Raw genomic sequence first — 22,039 nt, 5'->3', positions numbered from 1 at the left:
TTGACACAAAGGAGAATGATGATGACAAAGAAATTAAATTACCCCGAAATAACAAATGATAGATATCGTTTAAATTATCATATTATGGCGCCTTCAGGCTGGATTAATGATCCAAACGGTTTCTGTTTCTTTAAAGGCTACTATCATATTTTCTATCAATATCATCCGGAATCAGTTAAATGGGGGCCAATGCATTGGGGACACGCTCGTAGTCGCGATTTAGTGCATTGGGAACAATTACCAATTGCGCTTTTCCCTGGAGATGCTGAAGATCCAGATGGGTGCTTTTCGGGCAGTGCAATTGAAAAAAATGGTCGCTTATATTTGATGTACACCGGCCAACACTTGAAGAATAATGACCCAGAACAATATTGGGAAACGCAAAACTTAGCAGTCAGCGATGATGGCATTCATTTTGAAAAGTACGCAGGTAATCCAGTGATTGCAACGCCACCAGCTGATAATGCGCGCGATTTTAGAGATCCAAAGGTTTGGTTTGATGGGCAAACTTATTTTGTTGTGATTGGGAGTAAGGATCAAGCTGGATTAGGTCGCGTTTTATTATATCAATCTAAAGATTTAATTGATTGGGACTATATCGGACCGATTGCAACGGCTAAATCAGTTGATGAAGAAGGCTATGTCTGGGAATGCCCTGATTTCTTCAAAATGGCAGATCAGGATATTTTAATTATGTCGCCACAAGGGATTAAACCCCAGGGATTGAAATACCGTAACTTTCATCAGACTGGTTATTTAACGGGGCGTTACAATCAGAATAGCAAACAATTCGAACATGGTGCCTTTAGAGAACTCGATCATGGCCATGATTTCTATGCAACTCAAACAACAATTGCCCCAGACGGTCGCCGAATTCTTTTTGGTTGGTTAGCGATGTGGGAAAGTGTGATGCCTGAACAAGCAGATGGCTGGGCAGGAGCCTTAACCTTTCCACGGGAGATAACGGTTACTGGGAATAAGGTGTTGATGACTCCAGTGAGAGAAGTAGCACAATTACGAGAAAAACAATTATTGGCAACAACGGGAGCCAATCTTTTTGAAGCCCCCACTAAGAGTTTAGAATATTTAGGCCAGTTTGATAGCCACCATGATGTCACGATTAAAGTGGCTGCAGAAAATGGTAAGTCATTAATTGTTTTACGATACAGTGCGAATGAACACACAGTTAGTCTTGAAAAATATAATGATGATAAACAACGAGTAGCTTCGGTTGAAACAACAGGTCAATTTGATGTGCATTTGCTAATGGACACGAGTTCGATCGAACTATTTACTAATCAGGGCGAAGCTTGTTTCTCAGAGCGAATTTATTGTGAACAAGCTGTGCATATTGAAACAATTAGTGCGGTATCGACTGATACCATCCAAATTTATCAACTCGGAGGAATGGCTTAATGTTACTAGGTAGTATTGAAGCAGGTGGGACAAAATTTGTGTGTGCTGTCGGTAATGATGATTACCAAGTAAAAGATAAGGTGCAATTTCCAACAACCACCCCCGAAGAAACATTAACAAAGGTTGTCGATTATTTTGAACAGTTTGAAATTGATGCTCTTGGGGTCGCTACCTTTGGACCTATTGAAATTAGAACAACATCTCCAAAGTATGGTTACATTACCTCAACGCCTAAACCTGGTTGGCAAGATGTTGATTTTATCGGCTTTTTAAAACAAGAAATGGCTGTGCCAATGGCTTGGACAACGGATGTTAATGGTTCTGCATACGGAGAATTTACGATGGCTACGCTATTCAATGAAAAAATTAATTCGCTCGTTTATTACACAATTGGAACGGGTGTCGGCGCTGGGGCAGTTATTAACGGTCAACTAGTTGGGGGCATCGGTCATCCAGAAATGGGGCATGTTCTTTTGAAACGCCATCCTGACGATTTAGGATTCAAAGGAATTTGTCCATTTCATGGCGATTGTTTAGAGGGGTTAGTTGCGGGACCAACATTTGAAGCCCGGACCGGTAAAAAAGGGGCAGAAGTTCCTTTAACCGATCAAACTTGGGATATTCTAGCATATTACATCGCACAAGCTGCGTTGCAAACAACCCTCACACTACGGCCTAACAAGATTGTCTTTGGGGGCGGGGTCACTAATCCGGTGTTATTAGGAAAAGTACGTACAGAATTCGCGAAATTATTAAATGATTATGTACAAGTTCCCGCACTCGATAATTATTTAACAATGCCGAGCGTTCCAAACAATGGTTCAGCGAACGTTGGCAACTTTGCACTAGCTGCTAAATTATTGGTCGGTTAATTCGAAAATATTGGAGGAAAAATCATGACAGAAGCATATTATTATGACGTAACAAATTGGCCCATTGGTAACCCTTTTGAAGATGTTGGTCAAGTGATTAACAGTATAATCGAAGATATTAAAAAGAAACAGGATAATCGTGATCTTAACGAAGGTGGTAAACCAGGGGCAGTGATTTATTTACCACCTGCTGATTATCACTTAAAAACGCAAGTTTTAATCAATATCAGTTTTCTTAAAATTATGGGAGCTGGTCATGGTTTTACATCTTCAAGTATTCGGTTTAATGTCCCAGAAGAAGATGTGCCTAATCTGCACGAATTATGGCCAGGGGGTAGTCGAATTTTAGTGGATCTTGAAACATCACTAGATGCACCTGAAGTTGAGGGGGCAGCGTTTGTTGTTAAACGGGATGGTAATCCACGAATTAGTTCTGTTGAATTCAATAATTTCTGTATCGATGGCTTACACTTTGTCGATGATGGTATGGGCGAACCCAATGTTGAAAACACTTATGTCAATGGGAAAACTGGAATCTATGTAGCGAGTGCGCAAGATTCATTCTTGATTACAGATATGGGTTTGGTTTATCTTGAACATGGGGTAACAATCTATAATGCAGATGCCTTAACAATTCATAACAATTTTATTGCTGAATGTGGGAACTGTATTGAATTGCGTGGTTGGGGCCAAGCTTCTAAAGTAACGAATAACTTGATGGGGGCAGGCTTTAAAGGCTATTCAATCTATGCTGAACATTTTGCACAACTGTTGATTAGTAGTAATAATATTTTTCCACGAGGTGCAAGTACAATTGAATTTAATAGTGTCACGCGTTCGTCAATTGTCGGAAATATCTTGCACGCCTTCTATGCAGGAATGGTCATGTTGAAGGCGAACAGTTCAGAAAATTTGGTTTCCGGGAATCACTTTTTACACGATCATGAGCCTTGGAAGCCAATGCAAATGCACGATAATGGTTTAGATGACCTCTTTGGCTTATTAACCATTGAAGGCCATAATAATTCGGTTATTGGTAATCACTTCTCAGAAATTCTAGACCGTGAATTTATTAAGCCGGAGGGTGCTAAACCGGTGATTATCCGGTTAATTAGTGGTGATCATAACTATATTGCTACTAATCACATAGTGGCAACTGAGGCACATACTGAAAGTGGCGATTCAGCTTTTGCAGCCCAGGTTGATTCCCTATTAACGACGGAAGTATCGGCACCAATAACTGTTACGACTGTTCTTGTTGAAGATGGCGCTGTTCAAAATACAATTCTCGATTCAGGAACAGATGAACAAGTTGTTTTAAATCAAAAGGTGAATGCCTTTAGGGCAACACCATCAATTTAGCGAAAAAGCCGTCAATATTGACGGCTTTTTTTGATATCAGTTTAATTTTAATTGCTAAATTACTTATTTATTTGTTTGTCTGATTTGTAAGGGCATCTCGAAAAGCTTGACCAGCACTTGAGAAGACTTGGCCTTTTTTCCAAATGATATTCGTATTGACAGATAAGGGGGGATTGAATGGGATGAATTTTAAGCCGTTGTCCTTGGTATTGATAATGCCATCGATACACAATGCGGCGCTGTTGCTGGTCTTCACCAATAATGAGGCATTGTATAAAAGGGTATAGCTTCCAACAATATCGAGTTGATCAAGGTTAGCACCAAACCAATTACTAATTTGTTGGCGGACGAGGGATTGACCGGAAATTAATAGAGGGTATTTAGCCAAAGTGTTTGCATCGACGGTTGATTGGGCCGCTAGCGGGTGATTCGTAGCAACAAGGACCCCCCAATGATCTGATACGGGTAAGCGAACGTATTCATAGCGTTGTTTATCAACAGGGTCAATGACGAGGCCAAAATCAAGAAGCCCTTGATCAATGCGTTCCTTAACGTCGTCGGCAGTTCCACTGAATAATTGAAGGTTGATGTCGGGATAACGTTTACGGAGGTCGTTAATAATTACCGCGATTAATTGAAAGGCCTGTGTCTCACCAGCACCGATGCTGATAGTGCCACTAACAACCGTGTTATGCGTTAAGTTAGTGGTGGTTGCCGCAACCAATGAAAGGATTTCGCGCCCCCTTTTTTGTAGATAGATACCGTCAGTTGTTAATGTGATTTCACGATTGCCGCGTGTGAAAAGTTGGACCCCTAGTTCGACTTCCAAGTCCTTCAGTTGCTTAGATAGTGTCGGTTGTGACAAGTGGAGGACTTCAGCTGCTTTACTGATTGTCTTTTCTTGGGCGACGGTTAAAAAGTAGTTCAAAACGCGAAGGTCCATAGTAATTCTCCCATCGTTAAAAGTTATACATGGCTATTCAATATAAGTATTAGTCATTGATAGTGTAGCGCAGTATACTAAAATCATCAAGAAGGAGATGGATTGAAATGGACTATTCATTACAATCAAGAATTATTGGGCGCCCAATCTATGCTGATTCAGAACTATTGCAAGAAATACACTTAGTCAAGGGTAACAATGAGCGGTTGGTGATGGAAATGAATACTGGCTACCATGATGCGGCTGAGGTACGAGCCTATTTAAAAAGTATTACGGAGCAAGCTGTCGATGAAACAGTAACGGTTTCGTTACCATTTTATACAGATTATGGGAAGCATATCACGTTTGGTAAACAGATTTTTATTAATAATAATGTTTCATTTGTTGATTTAGGCGGGATTACAATTGATGATCACGTGTTGATTGGCCCCCGGGCCTCCCTCATAACCGTTAATCATTTGGAAAAACCTGAGGATCGGCGGGGATTATTCGTTAAACCGGTCCATATTAAAAGAAATGCGTGGATCGGGGCCGGAGCGACAATTTTACCGGGTGTGACGGTTGGTGAAAATGCTATTGTGGCCGCCAATGCCACTGTGACTAAAGATGTCCCCGATGACATGATTGTTGCCGGGACCCCAGCTAAAATTATTCGCCAGATTGAAATGGCTTAGTCTTATAGAAAGAAGGCATTAAATTGAAAGTCATTAAAGAAAAAGTATTAACAGGAGAACGCGCATTATTTAAAGCGCACGATTTAGCGATTACCGCTACTATTTTTCAAGATGGAGAATCACCGTTAAAAGAAAGCCGTGATCTTCAATTAACCAACACAACTTTTCGATGGAAATATCCATTGTGGTATGCCGAAAATATTAAGGCCGACCATTTAACGTTCACCGAAACGGCGCGTTCAGGTATCTGGTACACACAACATCTGCAGATAACGGATAGCTTGATTCAAGCACCTAAAACATTTCGGCGTGTACAAGATGTTACGTTAAAAAGTGTCGAAATGCCTAATGCTGAAGAAACATTCTGGCAGTCAACAGATATCCATTTGGACCATGTGTCAGCTACCGGCGATTATTTTGGGATGAACAGTCAAAACATTACGGCCGATCACTTTTCATTATCCGGTAATTACTTGTTCGATGGTGCCAAAGATGTCGAGATTGACCATGCACGCTTAATTGCTAAAGATGCTTTTTGGAATTGCGAGAATGTTGTGGTTAAGAATTCAACAATTACCGGTGAATATCTCGGCTGGAATTCTAAAGATGTGACTTTCATTAATTGTGTGATTGAAAGTGAGCAAGGACTTTGTTATATGGACAATGTGCAGTTGATTGACTGCCAATTAATCAATACGGATTTGGCATTTGAATATTCGACTGTTGAAGCAAAAATTGATTCAACCATCACCAGTATTAAAAACCCAATCAGTGGTCACATTCATGCAAAGGGCATTCAAGATATTATTTTTGATGATCCTGAGATTGATTCGAAAGCCTCGGTTATTGAGCAAGAAGTAGGTGCGTTACATGCAATATGATTTCGACCATGCGCCCGATCGCTTTGCGACCAATTCATATAAATGGAATGTTGCGCCTAATGAATTACCAATGTGGGTGGCGGATATGGATTTTGCGGCTGCGCCCGAAATTATTGCGGCTATTCAAAAACGGTTAGATCAAGGCGCTTTTGGCTATAATATCGTCCCTGAAAGCTTTAAACAAAGTATTGTGAATTGGTGGCAGCAGCAACATGCGTTCACAATGCAAACTGATTGGATTTTGTACTGTACGGGAGTAGTTCCCGCCATCTCATCGATTGTCCGCAAGATGACGGCTGTCAATGATCGGATTGTCGTTTTGTCACCAGTGTACAACATCTTTTATAATTCAATTGTTAATAATCAGCGCGTAGTTCTCGAGAGTCAGTTAGTACAGACAGAAGGGGACTATACGATTGATTTTGCTGATTTGGAGCAAAAACTGGCATTACCAGAAACAACAATGCTTATCTTTTGTAATCCACATAATCCGATTGGCAAAATTTGGGATCGCGCAACACTTCAACGGGTTGGGGAATTATGTCTAAAACATGACGTCTTAATTTTAAGTGACGAAATCCATTGTGACTTAGCACACCAAGGCAAGCACTATACACCAATGGCAGCAGTCTCACCAGCAATTGCTGCGCAAACGATCATGTGTGTGGCACCCACCAAAGCTTTCAATATTGCCGGTTTGCAAGTCGCTGCAATTGTGGTGCCAAATGCTGAATTACGGCAGCAAGTTGACCGGGGAATTAACACGGATGAAGTGGCTGAACCGAACACGTTTGCTATTCAAGCAGCCGAAGCAGCGTTTAATCATGGGCAAGAATGGTTAGCGCAACTGATTGCTTATTTAGAGGCGAACCGACAGTTGCTTGAACGAACTATCAATGAGAAGTTACCGGCAATTACGGTGATGCCAGCCGACGCAACTTATTTAGCGTGGCTTGATTGTTCACAAATAACTGACGATACCACAGATTTATGCCACTTTATTAGGCAACAGACTGGTTTGTATTTGTCGGACGGTGCTATCTTTGGTGGGGATGGTAAGCAGTTTATTCGTTGGAACTATGCCTGCCCACGTGAACGACTAGCGGAGGGCTTAGAAAAATTTATAGTAGCGATTAAAAATTATCAAAAAAACCATTAAAAGGAGCGTTTTAACATGTCAATTCAAAATAAAGTTGTCATCATTACTGGTGCCTCATCAGGCATCGGGGCAGCTACTGCCAAATTATTAGCTAGTAAGGGGGCCAAAGTCGTTCTTGCTGCCCGGCGTGAAGATCGCCTGCAAGCGTTAGTTTCAGAAATTGGTGAAAATGCGATTTATCAAGTTACTGACGTGACTAATCGGGAACAAATGGCCAGTTTAGTCCAACTAGCACGCGATCATTTTGGGCGTGTGGATGTTTTATATAACAACGCCGGCGTAATGCCTCAAGGTAACTTAAGTGAACGGGACTATGACCAATGGCAAAAGATGCTCGATATCAACATCATGGGTGTCTTAAACGGAATTGGCGCCGTCTTGCCAACGATGCAAGCGCAACAAGATGGGTTGATTATCTCAACTGATTCGGTTGCTGGTCACGTGGTTTACCCAGCTTCTGCTGTTTATAACGGAACCAAATATGCGGTGCGCGCTATTATGGAAGGCTTACGCCAAGAAGAAAAAGACAATGGCATTCGTTCAACGATTGTTTCACCAGGAGCTGTTAAAACAGAATTGGTGAATACGATTGGCAATACTGCTGTTTTCGAAGGGGTTAAACAATTAATGGATGCGCCAGAAGAATCAGCGCTTGCGCTTAATCCAGAAGACATTGCTAACGCGGTATTATATGCGATTGACCAACCTAAACACGTCGTTGTCAGTGAAGTCTTAATTCGTCCCGCCAAACAACAAGTTTAATATCCAAAAATGCCGGGAAAAATGGTGTCCCGGCATTTTTAATAGGAGTGAGATGAAAATGAAAAAAAGAAGTTACCAACTAATCATTGCACTAGCAATCATCTTGTTAGCAAGTGGACTGATCTATCAAAATCGCTCGCAAAGTCAATCTAAGCAGCATCAATATGTACAAAGTCATACACCAACGTTATTTTTTCATGGTGGGGGCAGTAATTATCATGCTGAAGAATACATGGTGAACGCAGCGGTTAAGGCGGGCGTAACAAAAACGGTTGTTCGGGCATTCGTTGATCAAAATGGCAAGGTGACTTTGAAAGGCCACCTTTCTGGTCAAGCGATTAATCCCATTGTTGAGGTGAATTATGCGGATAATCGTTCGGTCGATTTTAAGCAGTACGGTCAATATGCGACGAATGTTGTTCGCAAATTAGAAACCGTCTATCATTTCAAGCAGATTAATATGGTGGGCCATTCAGCTGGGAATATTTCGCTCATTTATTATGAATTATTGAATGGTAATAAAGCAAACATGCCTAAGATTAAACGGCAAGTCGATATTGCAGGTCACTTTGCTGGCTTGAAATTTGCCAACGTACCGCCCGCGATTCGGCAGCCGAGTCATCTGCAACTGGATAAAAAAGGACGGCCGCATCCAATGAATGCTTCTTACCGTGAAATGACCAAGGTCCGCCAGTTATATGCTAAAAAGCAACTCGCCGTTTTAAATATCATTGGTGATGTGGGTGATCAAACTGACGGGACGGTTGCCAATGTTTCCACGCGTTCATTAAAATATCTTGTTCAGCCTGGGGTTAGTCATTACGAAGTTATGAAGGTTAATGGCAAGCAGGCACAACATTCGAAGTTACATCATAATCAGCAAGTTAATCGAAAACTAATCCAGTTTATTTGGGCGAAATAGATGACGACAGCTTTTTGGGGCCAATAGTCGTATAATAACAGTATTCTAAATGAAATTGGAGATTACAATATGGCAGAATTGATGCGTTTTTATCAAAGCTTTCAACCGGAACATTATCAAGTTTTTCTAGATATTAATCGGGCTCAAAAGCGATTTAGTGGCCGCACGACGATTACGGGGAATGCTAAAGAAGCGCTTGTTTCAGTCCATCAAAACGGTTTAGAAATTGAAACAGTGACAGCTGCGGGTCAGAACGTACCTTTTATAGTTGATAATGACGCGGACGCCTTGAGAGTCGAAGTCGGTCAACCTGGCGAAGTGACGTTGGTCATTTCATATACCGCTATTTTAACGGATTCGATGATGGGGATCTATCCTTCTTATTACCAAGTCAATGGCGTGCAAAAAGAATTAATTGGGACGCAATTTGAAACTAACTTTGCGCGTCAAGCCTTTCCTTGCGTTGATGAGCCCGAAGCTAAAGCGACTTTTGATTTAGCAATTAAATTTGATGAACACAGAGGCGAGACTATTTTGAGCAATATGCCAGAAAAAGCAGTTATCGATGGTGTTCATCATTTTGAAACGACAGTCCGGATGTCAACGTATCTTGTAGCGTTTGCTTTTGGTGAATTACAAGGCATCCAGACAAAGACTAAAAGTGGCGTTCAAGTTGGCGTCTTTGCAACCAAGGCACATCAAATCAACGAACTCGATTTTGCATTGGACATCGCCAAACGATCAATTGAATTTTTCGAAGATTTCTATCAAACTCCATATCCACTTCCGCATTCATGGCAGTTGGCATTGCCTGACTTTTCAGCCGGTGCGATGGAAAACTGGGGGTTAGTTACTTATCGGGAAGCCTACTTATTGCTCGATCCGGACAATACAGCGTTAGATGTTAAACATCGTGTGGCGACCGTGATTGCACATGAATTGGCGCATCAATGGTTTGGTGATTTAGTGACAATGCAATGGTGGGACGATCTTTGGTTAAACGAGAGTTTCGCCAATATGATGGAATATGTTGCCATCGATGCGTTACAACCTGATTGGCATATTTGGGAAAGTTTTCAAACTTCAGAAGCCGCTGCTGCCCTCCAACGCGATGCGACTGATGGTGTTCAATCGGTTCATGTCCAAGTCAACAATCCAGCTGAAATCGATGCGTTATTTGATGGTGCGATTGTCTACGCTAAAGGCGCACGCATGCTTGTGATGGTTCGCGCTTTAATTGGTGATGATGCCCTACGCGCAGGCTTGCAAGCATATTTTGCCGCCCATCAATTTGATAATGCTACCGGGGCTGACTTATGGGCAGCACTTGGTAAAGCTGCTAACTTAGATGTCGGGGCCATTATGCATTCATGGCTTGAACAGCCCGGTTATCCAATGGTGACAGCTAAAGTTGTTGACGGGCAATTGATGCTTAGTCAACAACAATTTTTTATCGGTGAAGGCCAAGAAGTCGGGCGAAAATGGCAAATTCCGTTAAAGAGTAATTATATTGTTGCGCCATTATTGATGACCGATCGTGAATTAGTGCTGGGTGATTACGCCCAATTACGCGCTGCTAATGGGCAACCATTCCGGTTAAATGTTGGCAATGAGTCACATTTTATCGTTAATTACGATCAAACGTTATTAAATGATATTTTGAATAATAGTGCTGATAGAACACCAATTGCGCAACTTCAAATATTGCAAGACTTACGATTATTAGCTGAAGGCCGCCAAATTTCGTACGCGGATGTTGTACCTGTTTTAGCGTCCTTTGCTAAGAGTGATTCGAATGTGGTGGCCAATGCGCTTTACACGGTGGCCGACAACTTGAAAAAATTTGTGACGCCGGGTGAAGCGAGTGAACAACACTTACGTAATTTTTTCAACCAATTGAGTGCAGGCCATGTCGCACGCTTAGGGTGGACTGTTCAAGCAACTGATACTAATGATGATCAATTGATGCGGCCAACTGTTTTGCGGGCAGCCTTGTATGCTAAAAATCAAGCCACCATCGATGCCGCTCACGCATTATTCCAAGCAAATCAAGCGCAGTTGGGGAGCTTACCAGCTGCGGTTCGGGTACTGGTCTTGATGAATGAAGTCCAAAACTTTGGTAATGGACCGCTTTATAACCAGCTCTTAGCCGCTTATCGCCAAACAAGCGATGCTAGCTATAAGAACGACTTAAGTGCGGCCTTAACCCGTACGTCTGATCCGGAATTAATCGCCACGTTAATCACTAAATTTGAAGATGCTAGGACAATCAAACCACAAGATTTACGAGCTTGGTTCCGCGGTTTACTCGCTAATGATGTGAGTCAACAAGCAACTTGGGATTGGATTCGCAACGATTGGCAATGGCTAGAAGACACAGTTGGCGGTGATATGGAATTTACAACGTACATTACCGCGATTGCGGCAATCTTTAAGACACCAGAACGTTTGGCAGAGTTCAAAGCCTTCTTTGAACCTAAACGCAATATACCAGGTTTAACCCGGGAAATTACGATGGACATTAAAGTCATTGAAAGTCGAGTTGCGCTGATTGAAGATCAAAAAGCGGCTGTCAATGAAGCAATCGCCAAGTGTGGGTAGTCACGTTGTGCAAGTTGAAATCAATTTGAGACAGTTCGGGATCACGATTAAATGAGTCGCGATTGCTATTGTGCCACTTGAATGCTGGCAATTAATAATGAAAAGCCCCTGACATTTTGTCAGGGGCTTTTCATTACGACAGGACCACTGTTGTGATGAGCTAGTAGGTCATGCCTGTTCGGATCAGTAACACGCTATTTAATATATTCAATATATACAATAAGTGTAAGCGTTGTCAAATAAAGTATGGATGATTGTTGCGAATCGCGAAAATGATAATTGGTGTCGCTAAATAAGTGGTATATACTATGAATTAATAAGTAATATGAAGGAGTTAAAGATGAATCTTTTAATTTCAACGTTGGTGATTATGCTGACGGTCGCAATTAGTAACATCATTGCACGTTATGTTAAGGGAATTGCGAGCACGTACATTAATTTATTACTGGGGATTATTATAGCGATTGTTCCGTGGACCAATCAGTTAGTGTTGGCGTTTGATAATGATGTTTTCATGATTATGATTTTGGCGCCATTACTATTTTTTGAAGGCCAGACGACACCTTTATTGATGGTTGGTAAAAAGTTGCAACGCATACTGGGGGTGGCGGTTGTGCTGGCGATTGTTTCGGCAGCGTTAGCGACAGTTTTTACAAGTCAGCTATTGATGATTACTTTACCGATTATGTTAACGATTGTCGCAATCGCCACCCCAACCGATGCGACTGCTTTTGATGCGGTGGTTGAAGGACGGAAAATTTCACAAGCGATTCGAAACATTTTAAAAATGGAATCACTGTTTAACGATGCGACAGGCATTATTTTACTACAGGCCGGTATCCTGTGGTTAACGACCGGCCGATTGTCGTTTTGGCAAAATACAGTTGACTTATTCAAATCAGCGGTTGGTGGGGTCGCTTTGGGAGCTGCTTTAGCATTCTTGTTGATGACTTTGCGACAATATTTTGTGCGTTCTACCTATAATGTGATTTCGTCACAGACTTTATTTTATTTGCTGACGCCCTTTTGTGTTTATTTCGTAGCGGAAGAAGTAGGGGTTTCTGGGATTATTGCAGTCGTTACTGCAGGTTTAGTGCATAATAGTGAGGCTAATCGCAGTCGCTTTTCTTCACCGCGTCAGATGCATTTAGGACTGCAACTCAGCAATTTTGGTACTGAAATTTTGAATGGCGCAGTGTTTGTTATTTTGGGAATTAGTTTGGCACGAATTTTCCATAGTCAAACGCCGATTCTGTTTAACTCTGCGAAGTGGTTAGTCGTTGGGGTGGCCGTTTATGGGTGCTTATTAGTTTGTCGTTATGGCTATGCGCGGCTATTTATTGGCGATCATCAACATCAAACGGCCATTTTATTTGCATTGGGTGGGGTACATGGAACAGTGACCCTTGCGATGACATTTTCAATCGCTAATCAGGTAGATAGTCAGTTATTTAATTTCGTGATGATGGTTGAAACGGTCGTGATTATTTTAAGCATGCTAGTCCCCACGATATTGTTTAAATGGTTATTACCGATTGATGGGGATGCAGCAATTCGAGCGGCACAATTAGCTAAAATGCGAAATGAAATGGTTGCTGTGGGCATTGAATCGCTAGAATCCTTAACACTTTCACCGACGGTTAAATCAAGTGTGCTTTATGATTTACATGATCAGATTCAGCAAAATACGTTGAAATCGTTCTTTAAACAATGGCACGGGTTCACAGCAAATAAAACGGTGATTACCAATTTACAAAGTGTTGAACAACGCCGCGCCTTAATGCAGGCCTTTGATGCTGAACGAGATTATTTATATGGTTTGGCAAAAAATCACCTAGTCAGTTCAGATTATGTGTACGAAATTTATAGTGAGATTTTATTGGCGGAATCATTGGTGTTAGATCCACGAAATCAGATGATTTAAGGGCAATGGTGATTGTTGAATTTTTTTGAAAAAGGGACTTGCCTTAAAGTGCATCATTAAGGCTAGGCCCAGGAAGCGGTTAGTGAAAGCACGTTTAACAACAGAGTAGTGCCCAATTGTTTGGGGCGCTGCTCTGTTAATCGTTTTAAGGTATAATAGTAGGCAATGCTAATCAGTCGGTACATCATAAATCAACAAAAAGTTTTACGTAATGGAGATAGATAAATGAATGAATTTTACTTAGTGGCCCTGTTGCTAGTTGGCGTCATCGAGGTCAATGTGGTCAAACAACTTGTGCCACGGATACCAGAGGCCTTTTTATTAATTGCGATGGGTTGGGGGCTATCGTTTATGCCAGTGTTCCATAATTTCAAATTGGAACCTGAATTTTTTATGTTATTGATTATTGCACCGTTAATGTTTATTGATGGGCAAAAGCAATCCTTTGCCAATATTCGCAGGAGATTCCAAGGGATTTTGCTGCTGTCAGTGGCCTTGGCAGTGGTCACAGCAATTGCAGTTGGCCTAATTACGAAACAAATTGAAGCACAATGGACATTGCCACTGGCGCTTGCACTGGCTGCGATTGTCACGCCAACCGATGCAGTGGCTGTGAAGTCGATGACTGGTAGTAACGAGATGCCCAAAGGGGTTGGCGAAGCCCTTGAATTGGAATCCCTTTTTAATGATGCGACTGGATTGGTCTTGCTAGATCTTGCGTTATCAGTGCTTTCAAAAGGCACTTTTTCAGTTGTTCAAGGGATTGGCCACTTCCTTTTTGTCGCTGTTGGTGGGGTGGTTATCGGTATTATTGGTGGGTTCTTATTGGTAATGCTCCGGTTTAATTTGAATCGCCATGGTAAAAATCCTGAATTAACAACAATTCCAATCAGTTTGCTGACACCATTTGCGATTTACTTATTGGCCGAACATTTTGGCGTTTCTGGGATTTTGGCCGTGGTTGCAACTGGCATTGAACATAACTGGGAAGCTGATCGACTCCGATTAACGTCAACCAATGTGCAACTCACTTCGCGGACGATTTGGAATATTTTATCAGACATTCTCAATGATTTTGTCTTCTTGATTTTAGGGATTTCATTGCCAGAAGTGGCCCGTAATGTCATGAAAATGGGCTGGCGCGGGGCTTTGGCATTATTGGGGGTTAGTGTTTTAATCTACGTTGCAATGTGGATTGTTCGGTATGTTTGGGTGCGACGTGGGGATAGTCCGTGGATTTCGGCATTCTTCGGTGATCCTAAAGGTGACCAGCGCCCATTTTATGCCCATCTATTTGCGGTGAGTGGCATTCACGGCACAGTGACGCTGGCGATGGCTTTCTCATTGCCAAATAAAATCGCGGGGCATGGGTTTTTGTATCGTAATGAGTTGATTGCGATTGCGACGTTTGTCATCTTAATCAGTATGATAGTCAGTGCACTTGTCTTACCCCGTAAGTTACCACAAAAGACGGCAGCTTACACAATGGCCGATCTGGATCATATTCGCAACAAGATGGTTGATTATGTCATCTTACAAATGCGGTCACAAATTGAAGACCATGCCGTCCGTGAAGCATTGACCGATCAATTACAATCCCAAAAGAGTAATCGGTTAACTGTCGATCGTGCCCAATCGACGGCCAACTATACTGTGCTATTGAGTGAAACTAAAGAAGTCGTTGATAATTTCCTACACTGCGAGGACGTGAATAACCGATATAGCCCGGAAGTCGTTAATCTGTATGATCGAATCTTTCAGCGCGTGTTAGTTGAATCTAAGCGTGACCATCTTGGGTTACGCATGAAACATACGATTAAACATTGGCAAAAGGAGTTTTTCTGGCACACGAGTCATCGCGTAATTACCAAGAAACAGCAATTACGTTTCCACGCTGCTAGAATGGCCGATAATCCACAGTATTCAGAACGGGTTGCGACTTGGCAAGCAACGCGGGATGCTTTATTAGCGCTCAACAGTGAAGTTACGGAGACGATTGACCAATATCTCGATGCTGTTTTGACGAATCGGTTGAAGCAAAAACACAGCGATAATGACTTTGTCTACCTCGTTCGGCGGACAATGAATCACTTCTGTGCGCACATTAAACACGACTATCAAAAGAATGCGGTAGTCGTACCCGATATTTTGTATGTGCAAGCTTTCCAACACGAATATGATTTTGTGCAACAAGGGATTAATGCTGGCTATATTAATCAAACGATTGCTAGTGTTTTGTACACTGAAATTAACCAAGCGCAGTTATTGCAACTTCAACAATTTCAAGAAACGGATATGGCCTTGATTGAAGCTTAATCAATAGCCACAAAAAGAGTCGTTCAGATTTTTAAATCTGAACGACGCTTTTTTAATTGTTATTCAAACATTTTCTTGGTAGCGCGCATCAATGTCTTGATATCCCGATCGTAACGTGGTGTAGCGACTAACTTCGCCATTGGAATACCAGCAAAGTGGTAAGCCGCAATTTCACCAGAACGCACGGCACTTTGTTCAGTAAAAATCATCTGATAAGGTTGTTCAACAAATTCACCAGTGAAGGCTAAGTTGGTTGAATGTTCAGGGATGACTTCGGGCCGATCCGTCTTGGCACGATTGTTAAAGAGCGCTGAAGCATATGGCATGTAAACCGGGATGTTATTAATGACACTGTCCATAATTGCAGCTTCTTTTTCACGAATATTGATTGGATCAGGATCGACTTTTGCTAATTGGCCAATTAATTCTTGAAGCATTTCCTTACCTGTCATTTCGATGTAAGGTTTGTCCACAAATTCACCATTACGCCGTGGATAGAGGAAGTAGCCCCAGATAACTGTTTCGTTTGGTTTTTGCGTCGTGAAATGTGGTTGATGGTGAACAACAATCGACATATTCACGTCTTTTTGACCAAGGGGGGTGATTGGTTTTGTTGATAGGAACGAATTTAAAGCGTTCCCAGGAATTTGCGTTGTAATCCGTTCGATTTCGTTTAATAAAATATGGTTCTTAGTGGTTAAAGTGAAGCTGACCCATTCACTCGCATTACGGTCAGCAAAGAACTTATCGGGATTGCCAAGATTATAAAATTTAGAAGCAATTTGCTTCCACAAGCCAGCGGCAGCCCCGTAATCCATATTTTCTGGGGCTGGTGTATGATAATCGCCAAGTGTGGAAGAATCAGTAATGGAACCGTTCGTAAAGATGACGGCAGTATCATCATCAACGATAAGATGCTCAACTTCATCTGTTTCAGTATTGGTCATCGTCATACCTGTAACTGTGATTTCATCGGTCATCTTAGTCTCTTTAAAGTCTAGATCCGTAACCCGCCGGTTGAGAATGATGTGACAACCTTGGTTTTTTAAGTAGTTAATAAGCGGCAACATGATACTTTCATATTGATTGTAACGTGTCCGGTTAACGCCGACTAAGTGTTCAATCTGGGTGAATTCGTAAATCATTTGGTGCATATAGCGTCGTAATTCTTGTGCGGAACTTTGAGTTCTGAAAGCGAAGGTGGTCTCCCACATGTACCAGAAATTAGTTTGGAACATATGTGGATCATCCTTGAAGTATTCGGCAATTGAAACGTTATCTAATTTTTCTTCTTCAGAATCGGGCATCATAATCAATTTGGTCATTAATAACCGGTCCTTATTATTGAAGCCAAGGTGTCCGGCATCTAAAATGCCTTTACTACCTTCTAATAAACGCGCTTTGTCGAATGTGCGGTGTTGGGCATCGAATGAACGGGTATCTTCTTCAGCCGTCATATTCGGTTCAGTTGCAGAAGGAATGCGACCTAGAAGATCCATTAAATCGACATAAGTCCGATAGTTAAGCATCCGGCCACCACGGGCAACGTAGCCCTTAGTATTTTCGAGAGGATGGTTTTTATTCCAATATTCATCGGTTGTTTCCGAGACTGGGGCCCCATCGTTTGAACCGTGGTCATCTAATGAATAGAATGTAATCGCATCACCAGGCCAACCGCCTTCTTGAATTAAATAGACAGCTGCGGCCATGTTAGAAAGGCCAGCGCCAATCATAATTGCTTTTTTCTTAATCATATGAAAAACCTCCTAGATTCAGTTTAGAAATGATAAGTGACTAACGACTTTCGAATTTTTCGTAATCCACGGAATCATCTCTAAAAAGTTCCATTTTCTTAGCTAATAAACAAGCGCCAGTTGCTGTAACACCGACAAAAATAAGGCTGCCTAATAAGAATTTTTTCATATTGCTCGCTTCCTTTCATTAACTACTTTTAATATCTATCTACAGTATACCGCGAATACTTAAAATAGAAAGATAAAACCCTTACATCTTAATTAATACTTGCTTGAAAGCGACTACTTGAGTAGCTGCTAGTCTGCGTAAAACCGGATTAGTTAAGTTTAACTTAATGTCATACTTGGTTCTTATTGAAAAAAGCAACCGCCGCTGCCCAATTGTTAATGATTGGCCAGCGGCGGTTGCTTTTTTTGAAAGTTTAAAGGGTTAGTGTCTTTTGCATAATCAGATCACGTTGTGCGTCACTCCCAAGTTGGAAGACGTGCTCACCAACTTGGCTGAAGCCAAAGTTTTTGTAAAAGCTAAGTGCAGCAGTGTTGTGCTCCCACACACCGAGCCACACGTTAGTTTTGTGTGTTTGTTGCGCTACGGCTAAGGCATGGTTAATCAATTGCGTTCCTAAACCAAGCCGTTTAAATGATTGCCGAATATAAATGCGTTCAATTTCCAACGCATCCAAAGCGGCCCCTTCGGTTTGCGCATCGTTAATATTGAGTTTTAAATAGCCAGCGACTTGGTCATCGTGATAAATAAAATAGAAAAACGAATTGGGATTTTCAAGTTCACCAGTCAACTGGTCTGTATTATAGGCTTCTTCTAGGTATTTAGCGAGATCTTCTGCTGAATTTTCATTTCCAAAAGTTGCGGCGAAAGTCTCACGACTAATTAATTGTAAAGTGGGGAGTTGGTCGAATGTAACAGGTTGAATTGGCATTGTAATGTCTCCTTTATTGTAGTAGTGGCGGTTGTTTCCTTTTTTGACAAAATCCCAGTTGGCGGCGACGTTATGACTAACTTTGTGTAAAAGTTGTTCAAGACTATCAGCTTCGGTGGGAGTTAGTCCAGCTAGGGCTATTTGATTTGAATAATCGTTCTCAGCTTTAATGATGGGATAGATAGCTTGCCCAGCCTTGGTGAGATATAGATGTTTGATTTTCCGATTGGTTTCATCAGATTGTCGTTCAATCAAGCCAGTCTTAATTAATCGTTGAACAGCACGCGTAACTGTTGCTCGGTCGACTTTTAATAATTCACCTAAACGCTCTTGAATGATGCCAGGCTGTTCTGCAATACGGACTAAGTAAAGGTATTGCCCACGAGTTAAACCATATTGTTGGAATTCAATATTAGCAATCGATTCCAGTGCGCGGGCAATTACCCCAATGGGGCGAAGAATTTCAGTCATGGTAACCCACCTCGTTTCGATAAAAATAGTATAAAACATTTTTGTTGTATATGCAACAAAAAAGCTAGCCGGTGTCAAAATGACGATTAATGCCCGATGTGGAAAATCTGTTTTCATTTTAAGTTTAATAAAATTTTGAACACTATATTTAATAACGTGAACTTAATGTGTTATTGTATTCATTGCAGAGCAATTGATTGCTCAAGAGGAAGTTGGTGCTTATTAAAAATAAACACCGATAAGGACTGGGTGAAGACTACATGGCTTTTTCAGATTACATAACAAGGATACTTATCTATACAATTGTTTCGTACCCCATTGTCGGGGGCTTATCCTTTATCGTTTCCAGTCTTTACTACTGGTTATTTTTAGAACGCAAAGATATGCCACGTTACTTGGAAAAAGGAACGCCGTTTATTACGATTCTCGTGCCGGCACATAATGAAGAAGCTTCGATCGAAGCGACAATTGAACACCTTGAAGAGCGAATGAATTATCCAACTGATCAGTATGAGGTAATTGTGGTCAATGATGGCTCAACTGACCAAACAGGGGCCATTTTGAATCGACTGCAGATTCGGTATGGTGAGAAGCGATTGCGCGTGATTACCATCATTAATAATCGGGGGAAGGCAGCCGGTTTTAATATTGCACTCGGATTTTCAAAAGGACAATTCTTACTATCGAATGATGCCGATTCCAAACCAGAAGTGGATGCATTGTGGAAATACATGCACTATTTCGAACGCGAGGGCGGGGATCGATTAGGAGCCATTACTGGCAATATGTTGTCAATCAACAAAACATCGTTGGTGGCTGAAGCCCAACAAAACGAATTGAACTCCATCATCGGCCTAATTAAACGGTCGCAGCTTTCATACGGCGGTTTATTTGCGTTTTCTGGTGCTAATACCATGTATCGTAAGGCGGCGGTATTAGATGTCGGGGGATGGCAAGCGGAACAACCAACGGAGGATATCGCGATTTCGTGGGATATGCAAGTGCATGGTTGGCAAGCATATTTCGCACCGCATATCCGTTTTTTTATGGATGTGCCTGAAACCTTGCCCGAGTTAGTCAAACAGCGACGGCGGTGGACTGCTGGGGGGATCCATGTATTATTAACGAAATCGATGGATGTCTTTAGGCACCCGCTCAAACAATTGGCGATGATTCCCATTATTATTGATTACAGTTTAAGCGTTGTCTGGTCGCTCTTTTTTTGGTTAAGTATGATTGCATTTGTTGGCGTTCAGGTGCTGTACTTGGTGCAAGGAGCTTGGGCCCCGTTAATCACCAATTTCTGTTTTGCAGCGATTTTTATTTCAATTGAAATTGTGGTGGGCTTAATTCAGTTGATTATGGCATCTTACTTTAATGACCACGGGCAATCATTAAAATATATCGCGTTTGCACCATGGTACATCCTAATCTATTGGATGGTGAACACCTACACCGTGGCGGTTGAAATCGGACCAACGATTATTCAGATTCTTAAAGGTGAGGATGCTGGTGTTTGGAAGTCACCCAAACGTTCAGTCGATGTCATTACTAAGTCAAAAGAGGAGGACGATCAAGATGACTAAACCAGACTATATCACGCATCAAGTGAGTGAGGCATCGTTGACCACCAATTGGTTTTTTACGAAGAAAAAGACGGGCAAAAAAATCTGGCAGGGGGTTTTGATTGTCATTGGGTGGCTAATGTGTTTGGTACCAATGACCATCACTGGGGTCTTATATACTGCCAAAAGGGTGCCACTACCAATTGACTTAACGGCCTTTAGAAAGATTTTATTACAAACTAATTATTACTTTTTATTGTACGTTGCCGTATTTGCAGCCTTCTTTTTAGGCCTCTTTTTGTTGAACAAATTAAAAAAATATCGGTTGCAAAAAGGAACACTACGCATGTATGATCCAGCGCGCTTAAGACAACGTATCGATTTAGCGGAGGATATGTATCTCTTGAAATACGGACCATTAGACATGCGCCATGAACAACCACAGATTGTTATTCCGGATTATGCAGATGTGGGCACCTATGAATTACGGCAAAGATTTGATTATTTTGAGGAGGAAGAAGATGCTTTCTAAAAAAGATCAAGCAATTGTCGATGATATGATTGTTCGTGAGCGGAATATGAAAAACCGGCAACGCGTGATTGGGGTCATCATGCATAAGCGCCGACTGTTTAAACAACGATTAGTGACGTATGCTGCCATTTTAACAACGGTCGGTTTTTGGGTGCTCTATATTGGCTTTGCACGATATGATAATTTGTCCATTATCAATATTATTCAAGTGAATGTGTTGATGACGGTGATTTTGCTATTTTTCAATTTTTATATTTGGCAGCGATTGGTGAACTATAAGCCAATGCAATTACTCATTAAACGCTACAATAATCATTTACGGGTTCAATATGCAGGCGCACTGTTGGCGTCTAAACGATGGTTGCAATTTTATTACCACAAGCGGGAAATTTCACGAATGATTCCTCAGATTTTGTATTTTTTACAGACAAAACCTCAATTTACATCGATTGATCAAGTCATCGCGTATATTGATGAACAAAATGCTAATCCCCATATTCATCAAAATGATTTACAGAAATTTCGGAAGTTTGTTAATCAAACTAATGAAATGATGCTCAGTACTTCGGACAAAGATGGACGACCATCGAGTCGTCAAATGCGATTTATCGTGTTAGATGAGCCAAATGTGTGGTATTTCGGGACGGCACCGGACACCCCTAAGATTGAAGAACTCGATCGTGGCTTGGCGGCAATTCATACGTTGCCAACGAAAGAAGGGATGACGATTGCTAGCAACCGGTTACGTGTTTACCGTTCACATTACAAGTTAGATGATTTGGCTGATTACTATAATGCTCAAGTACCGGGTTTTATGGACAGTTTGTCACCAGAAGATCGCCAACGAGAAATTATTTACGCAATTGAACTAAAAAGTGCGCGCTTGGATAGTTGGACGCAACATGAAGAGGTAACCTTTATAAAGGATTAACATGAGCGGACGCTGG

The 22,039-nt window shown here is 41.5% G+C and carries 17 protein-coding genes and 2 pseudogenes; 14 read left to right on the top strand and 5 right to left on the bottom strand.

From position 1 onward, the window contains the following. Positions 1 to 21: 21 nt before the first annotated feature. Genes J7Q78_RS03725 through J7Q78_RS03715 form a run of 3 tightly spaced genes read left to right on the top strand, consistent with a single transcriptional unit; the run spans position 22 to position 3,650 of the window. Complete coding sequence (locus J7Q78_RS03725) at positions 22 to 1,416, top strand: glycoside hydrolase family 32 protein (protein WP_208422904.1); 1,395 nt, start codon at positions 22 to 24, stop codon at positions 1,414 to 1,416. Further along, entirely contained in the window at positions 1,416 to 2,288 is an 873-nt protein-coding gene (scrK, locus tag J7Q78_RS03720; RefSeq protein WP_208422903.1) for a fructokinase ScrK, read from the top strand. The genes J7Q78_RS03725 and scrK overlap by 1 nt, the downstream gene beginning before the upstream one ends. A gap of 24 nt (positions 2,289 to 2,312) precedes the next feature. Further along, a complete protein-coding gene (locus J7Q78_RS03715; RefSeq protein WP_208422902.1) occupies positions 2,313 to 3,650 on the top strand; it encodes a NosD domain-containing protein in 1,338 nt (445 codons plus the stop codon). A 67-nt stretch (positions 3,651 to 3,717) separates the two neighbouring features. On the opposite strand, the gene J7Q78_RS03710 is transcribed toward J7Q78_RS03715, so the two are convergent. Then, positions 3,718 to 4,593 (bottom strand): LysR family transcriptional regulator, encoded by an 876-nt coding sequence (locus tag J7Q78_RS03710; RefSeq protein ID WP_208422901.1) that lies wholly within the window; start codon positions 4,591 to 4,593, stop codon positions 3,718 to 3,720. A gap of 107 nt (positions 4,594 to 4,700) precedes the next feature. On the opposite strand from J7Q78_RS03710, the gene J7Q78_RS03705 reads away from it, so the two are divergent. From J7Q78_RS03705 to J7Q78_RS03670, 8 genes are all read left to right on the top strand, one after another. Continuing rightward, positions 4,701 to 5,267 carry a DapH/DapD/GlmU-related protein gene (locus J7Q78_RS03705; RefSeq protein ID WP_208422900.1) on the top strand — a complete coding sequence of 189 codons (567 nt, stop codon included), beginning with the start codon at positions 4,701 to 4,703 and terminating at the stop codon, positions 5,265 to 5,267. 23 nt (positions 5,268 to 5,290) lie between these two features. Continuing rightward, positions 5,291 to 6,148, top strand: coding sequence for a DUF3737 family protein (locus J7Q78_RS03700; protein WP_208422899.1), 858 nt, complete (start codon positions 5,291 to 5,293; stop codon positions 6,146 to 6,148). Continuing rightward, positions 6,138 to 7,307, top strand: a complete 1,170-nt coding sequence (locus tag J7Q78_RS03695; RefSeq protein ID WP_208422898.1) for a MalY/PatB family protein — start codon at positions 6,138 to 6,140, stop codon at positions 7,305 to 7,307. Before J7Q78_RS03700 ends, J7Q78_RS03695 begins: the two co-directional genes overlap by 11 nt. Before the next feature lie 15 nt (positions 7,308 to 7,322). Next, positions 7,323 to 8,069 (top strand): SDR family oxidoreductase, encoded by a 747-nt coding sequence (locus tag J7Q78_RS03690; protein WP_208422897.1) that lies wholly within the window; start codon positions 7,323 to 7,325, stop codon positions 8,067 to 8,069. A 52-nt stretch (positions 8,070 to 8,121) separates the two neighbouring features. Then, entirely contained in the window at positions 8,122 to 8,991 is an 870-nt protein-coding gene (locus J7Q78_RS03685; RefSeq protein ID WP_407929552.1) for an alpha/beta hydrolase, read from the top strand. 69 nt (positions 8,992 to 9,060) lie between these two features. Next, entirely contained in the window at positions 9,061 to 11,592 is a 2,532-nt protein-coding gene (locus J7Q78_RS03680) for a M1 family metallopeptidase (RefSeq protein WP_208422895.1), read from the top strand. A 340-nt stretch (positions 11,593 to 11,932) separates the two neighbouring features. Continuing rightward, the gene (locus tag J7Q78_RS03675; protein ID WP_208422894.1) at positions 11,933 to 13,516 is read left to right on the top strand and encodes a cation:proton antiporter; all 1,584 of its coding nucleotides are present in this window, start codon (positions 11,933 to 11,935) and stop codon (positions 13,514 to 13,516) included. A gap of 225 nt (positions 13,517 to 13,741) precedes the next feature. Continuing rightward, positions 13,742 to 15,832 (top strand): cation:proton antiporter, encoded by a 2,091-nt coding sequence (locus J7Q78_RS03670; protein ID WP_208422893.1) that lies wholly within the window; start codon positions 13,742 to 13,744, stop codon positions 15,830 to 15,832. Positions 15,833 to 15,891: 59 nt separating this feature from the next. Here J7Q78_RS03670 and J7Q78_RS03665 read toward each other — a convergent pair whose 3' ends face one another. The 4 genes and pseudogenes from J7Q78_RS03665 to J7Q78_RS03655 all read right to left on the bottom strand — a co-directional run. After that, positions 15,892 to 17,586, bottom strand: a complete 1,695-nt coding sequence (locus tag J7Q78_RS03665; protein WP_208422892.1) for an oleate hydratase — start codon at positions 17,584 to 17,586, stop codon at positions 15,892 to 15,894. A gap of 40 nt (positions 17,587 to 17,626) precedes the next feature. Continuing rightward, a complete protein-coding gene (locus J7Q78_RS10065) occupies positions 17,627 to 17,755 on the bottom strand; it encodes a hypothetical protein (protein WP_004270458.1) in 129 nt (42 codons plus the stop codon). Between the two features lie 253 nt (positions 17,756 to 18,008). After that, positions 18,009 to 18,428 (bottom strand): annotated as a pseudogene (locus tag J7Q78_RS03660) (GNAT family N-acetyltransferase); the annotation flags it as partial. 117 nt (positions 18,429 to 18,545) lie between these two features. Then, positions 18,546 to 18,995: pseudogene (locus tag J7Q78_RS03655) on the bottom strand (MarR family winged helix-turn-helix transcriptional regulator); the annotation flags it as partial. A 260-nt stretch (positions 18,996 to 19,255) separates the two neighbouring features. On the opposite strand from J7Q78_RS03655, the gene J7Q78_RS03650 reads away from it, so the two are divergent. The 3 genes from J7Q78_RS03650 to J7Q78_RS03640 are packed head-to-tail and all read left to right on the top strand — an operon-like array spanning position 19,256 to position 22,023. Then, on the top strand, positions 19,256 to 20,581 hold the full coding sequence (locus tag J7Q78_RS03650; protein WP_208422891.1) for a glycosyltransferase: 1,326 nt from the start codon (positions 19,256 to 19,258) through the stop codon (positions 20,579 to 20,581). Further along, on the top strand, positions 20,574 to 21,092 hold the full coding sequence (locus J7Q78_RS03645) for a hypothetical protein (RefSeq protein ID WP_154243008.1): 519 nt from the start codon (positions 20,574 to 20,576) through the stop codon (positions 21,090 to 21,092). Before J7Q78_RS03650 ends, J7Q78_RS03645 begins: the two co-directional genes overlap by 8 nt. Next, positions 21,082 to 22,023 carry a pyridoxamine 5'-phosphate oxidase family protein gene (locus J7Q78_RS03640; protein WP_208422890.1) on the top strand — a complete coding sequence of 314 codons (942 nt, stop codon included), beginning with the start codon at positions 21,082 to 21,084 and terminating at the stop codon, positions 22,021 to 22,023. Before J7Q78_RS03645 ends, J7Q78_RS03640 begins: the two co-directional genes overlap by 11 nt. Positions 22,024 to 22,039 lie beyond the last annotated feature (16 nt).

It is taken from the genome of Latilactobacillus fragifolii, assembly GCF_905332535.1.
GTDB classification, from domain to species: domain Bacteria; phylum Bacillota; class Bacilli; order Lactobacillales; family Lactobacillaceae; genus Latilactobacillus; species Latilactobacillus fragifolii.
Note: the sequence above shows the minus strand (reverse complement) of the source record. Positions and strands in the feature narration are given on the sequence as shown.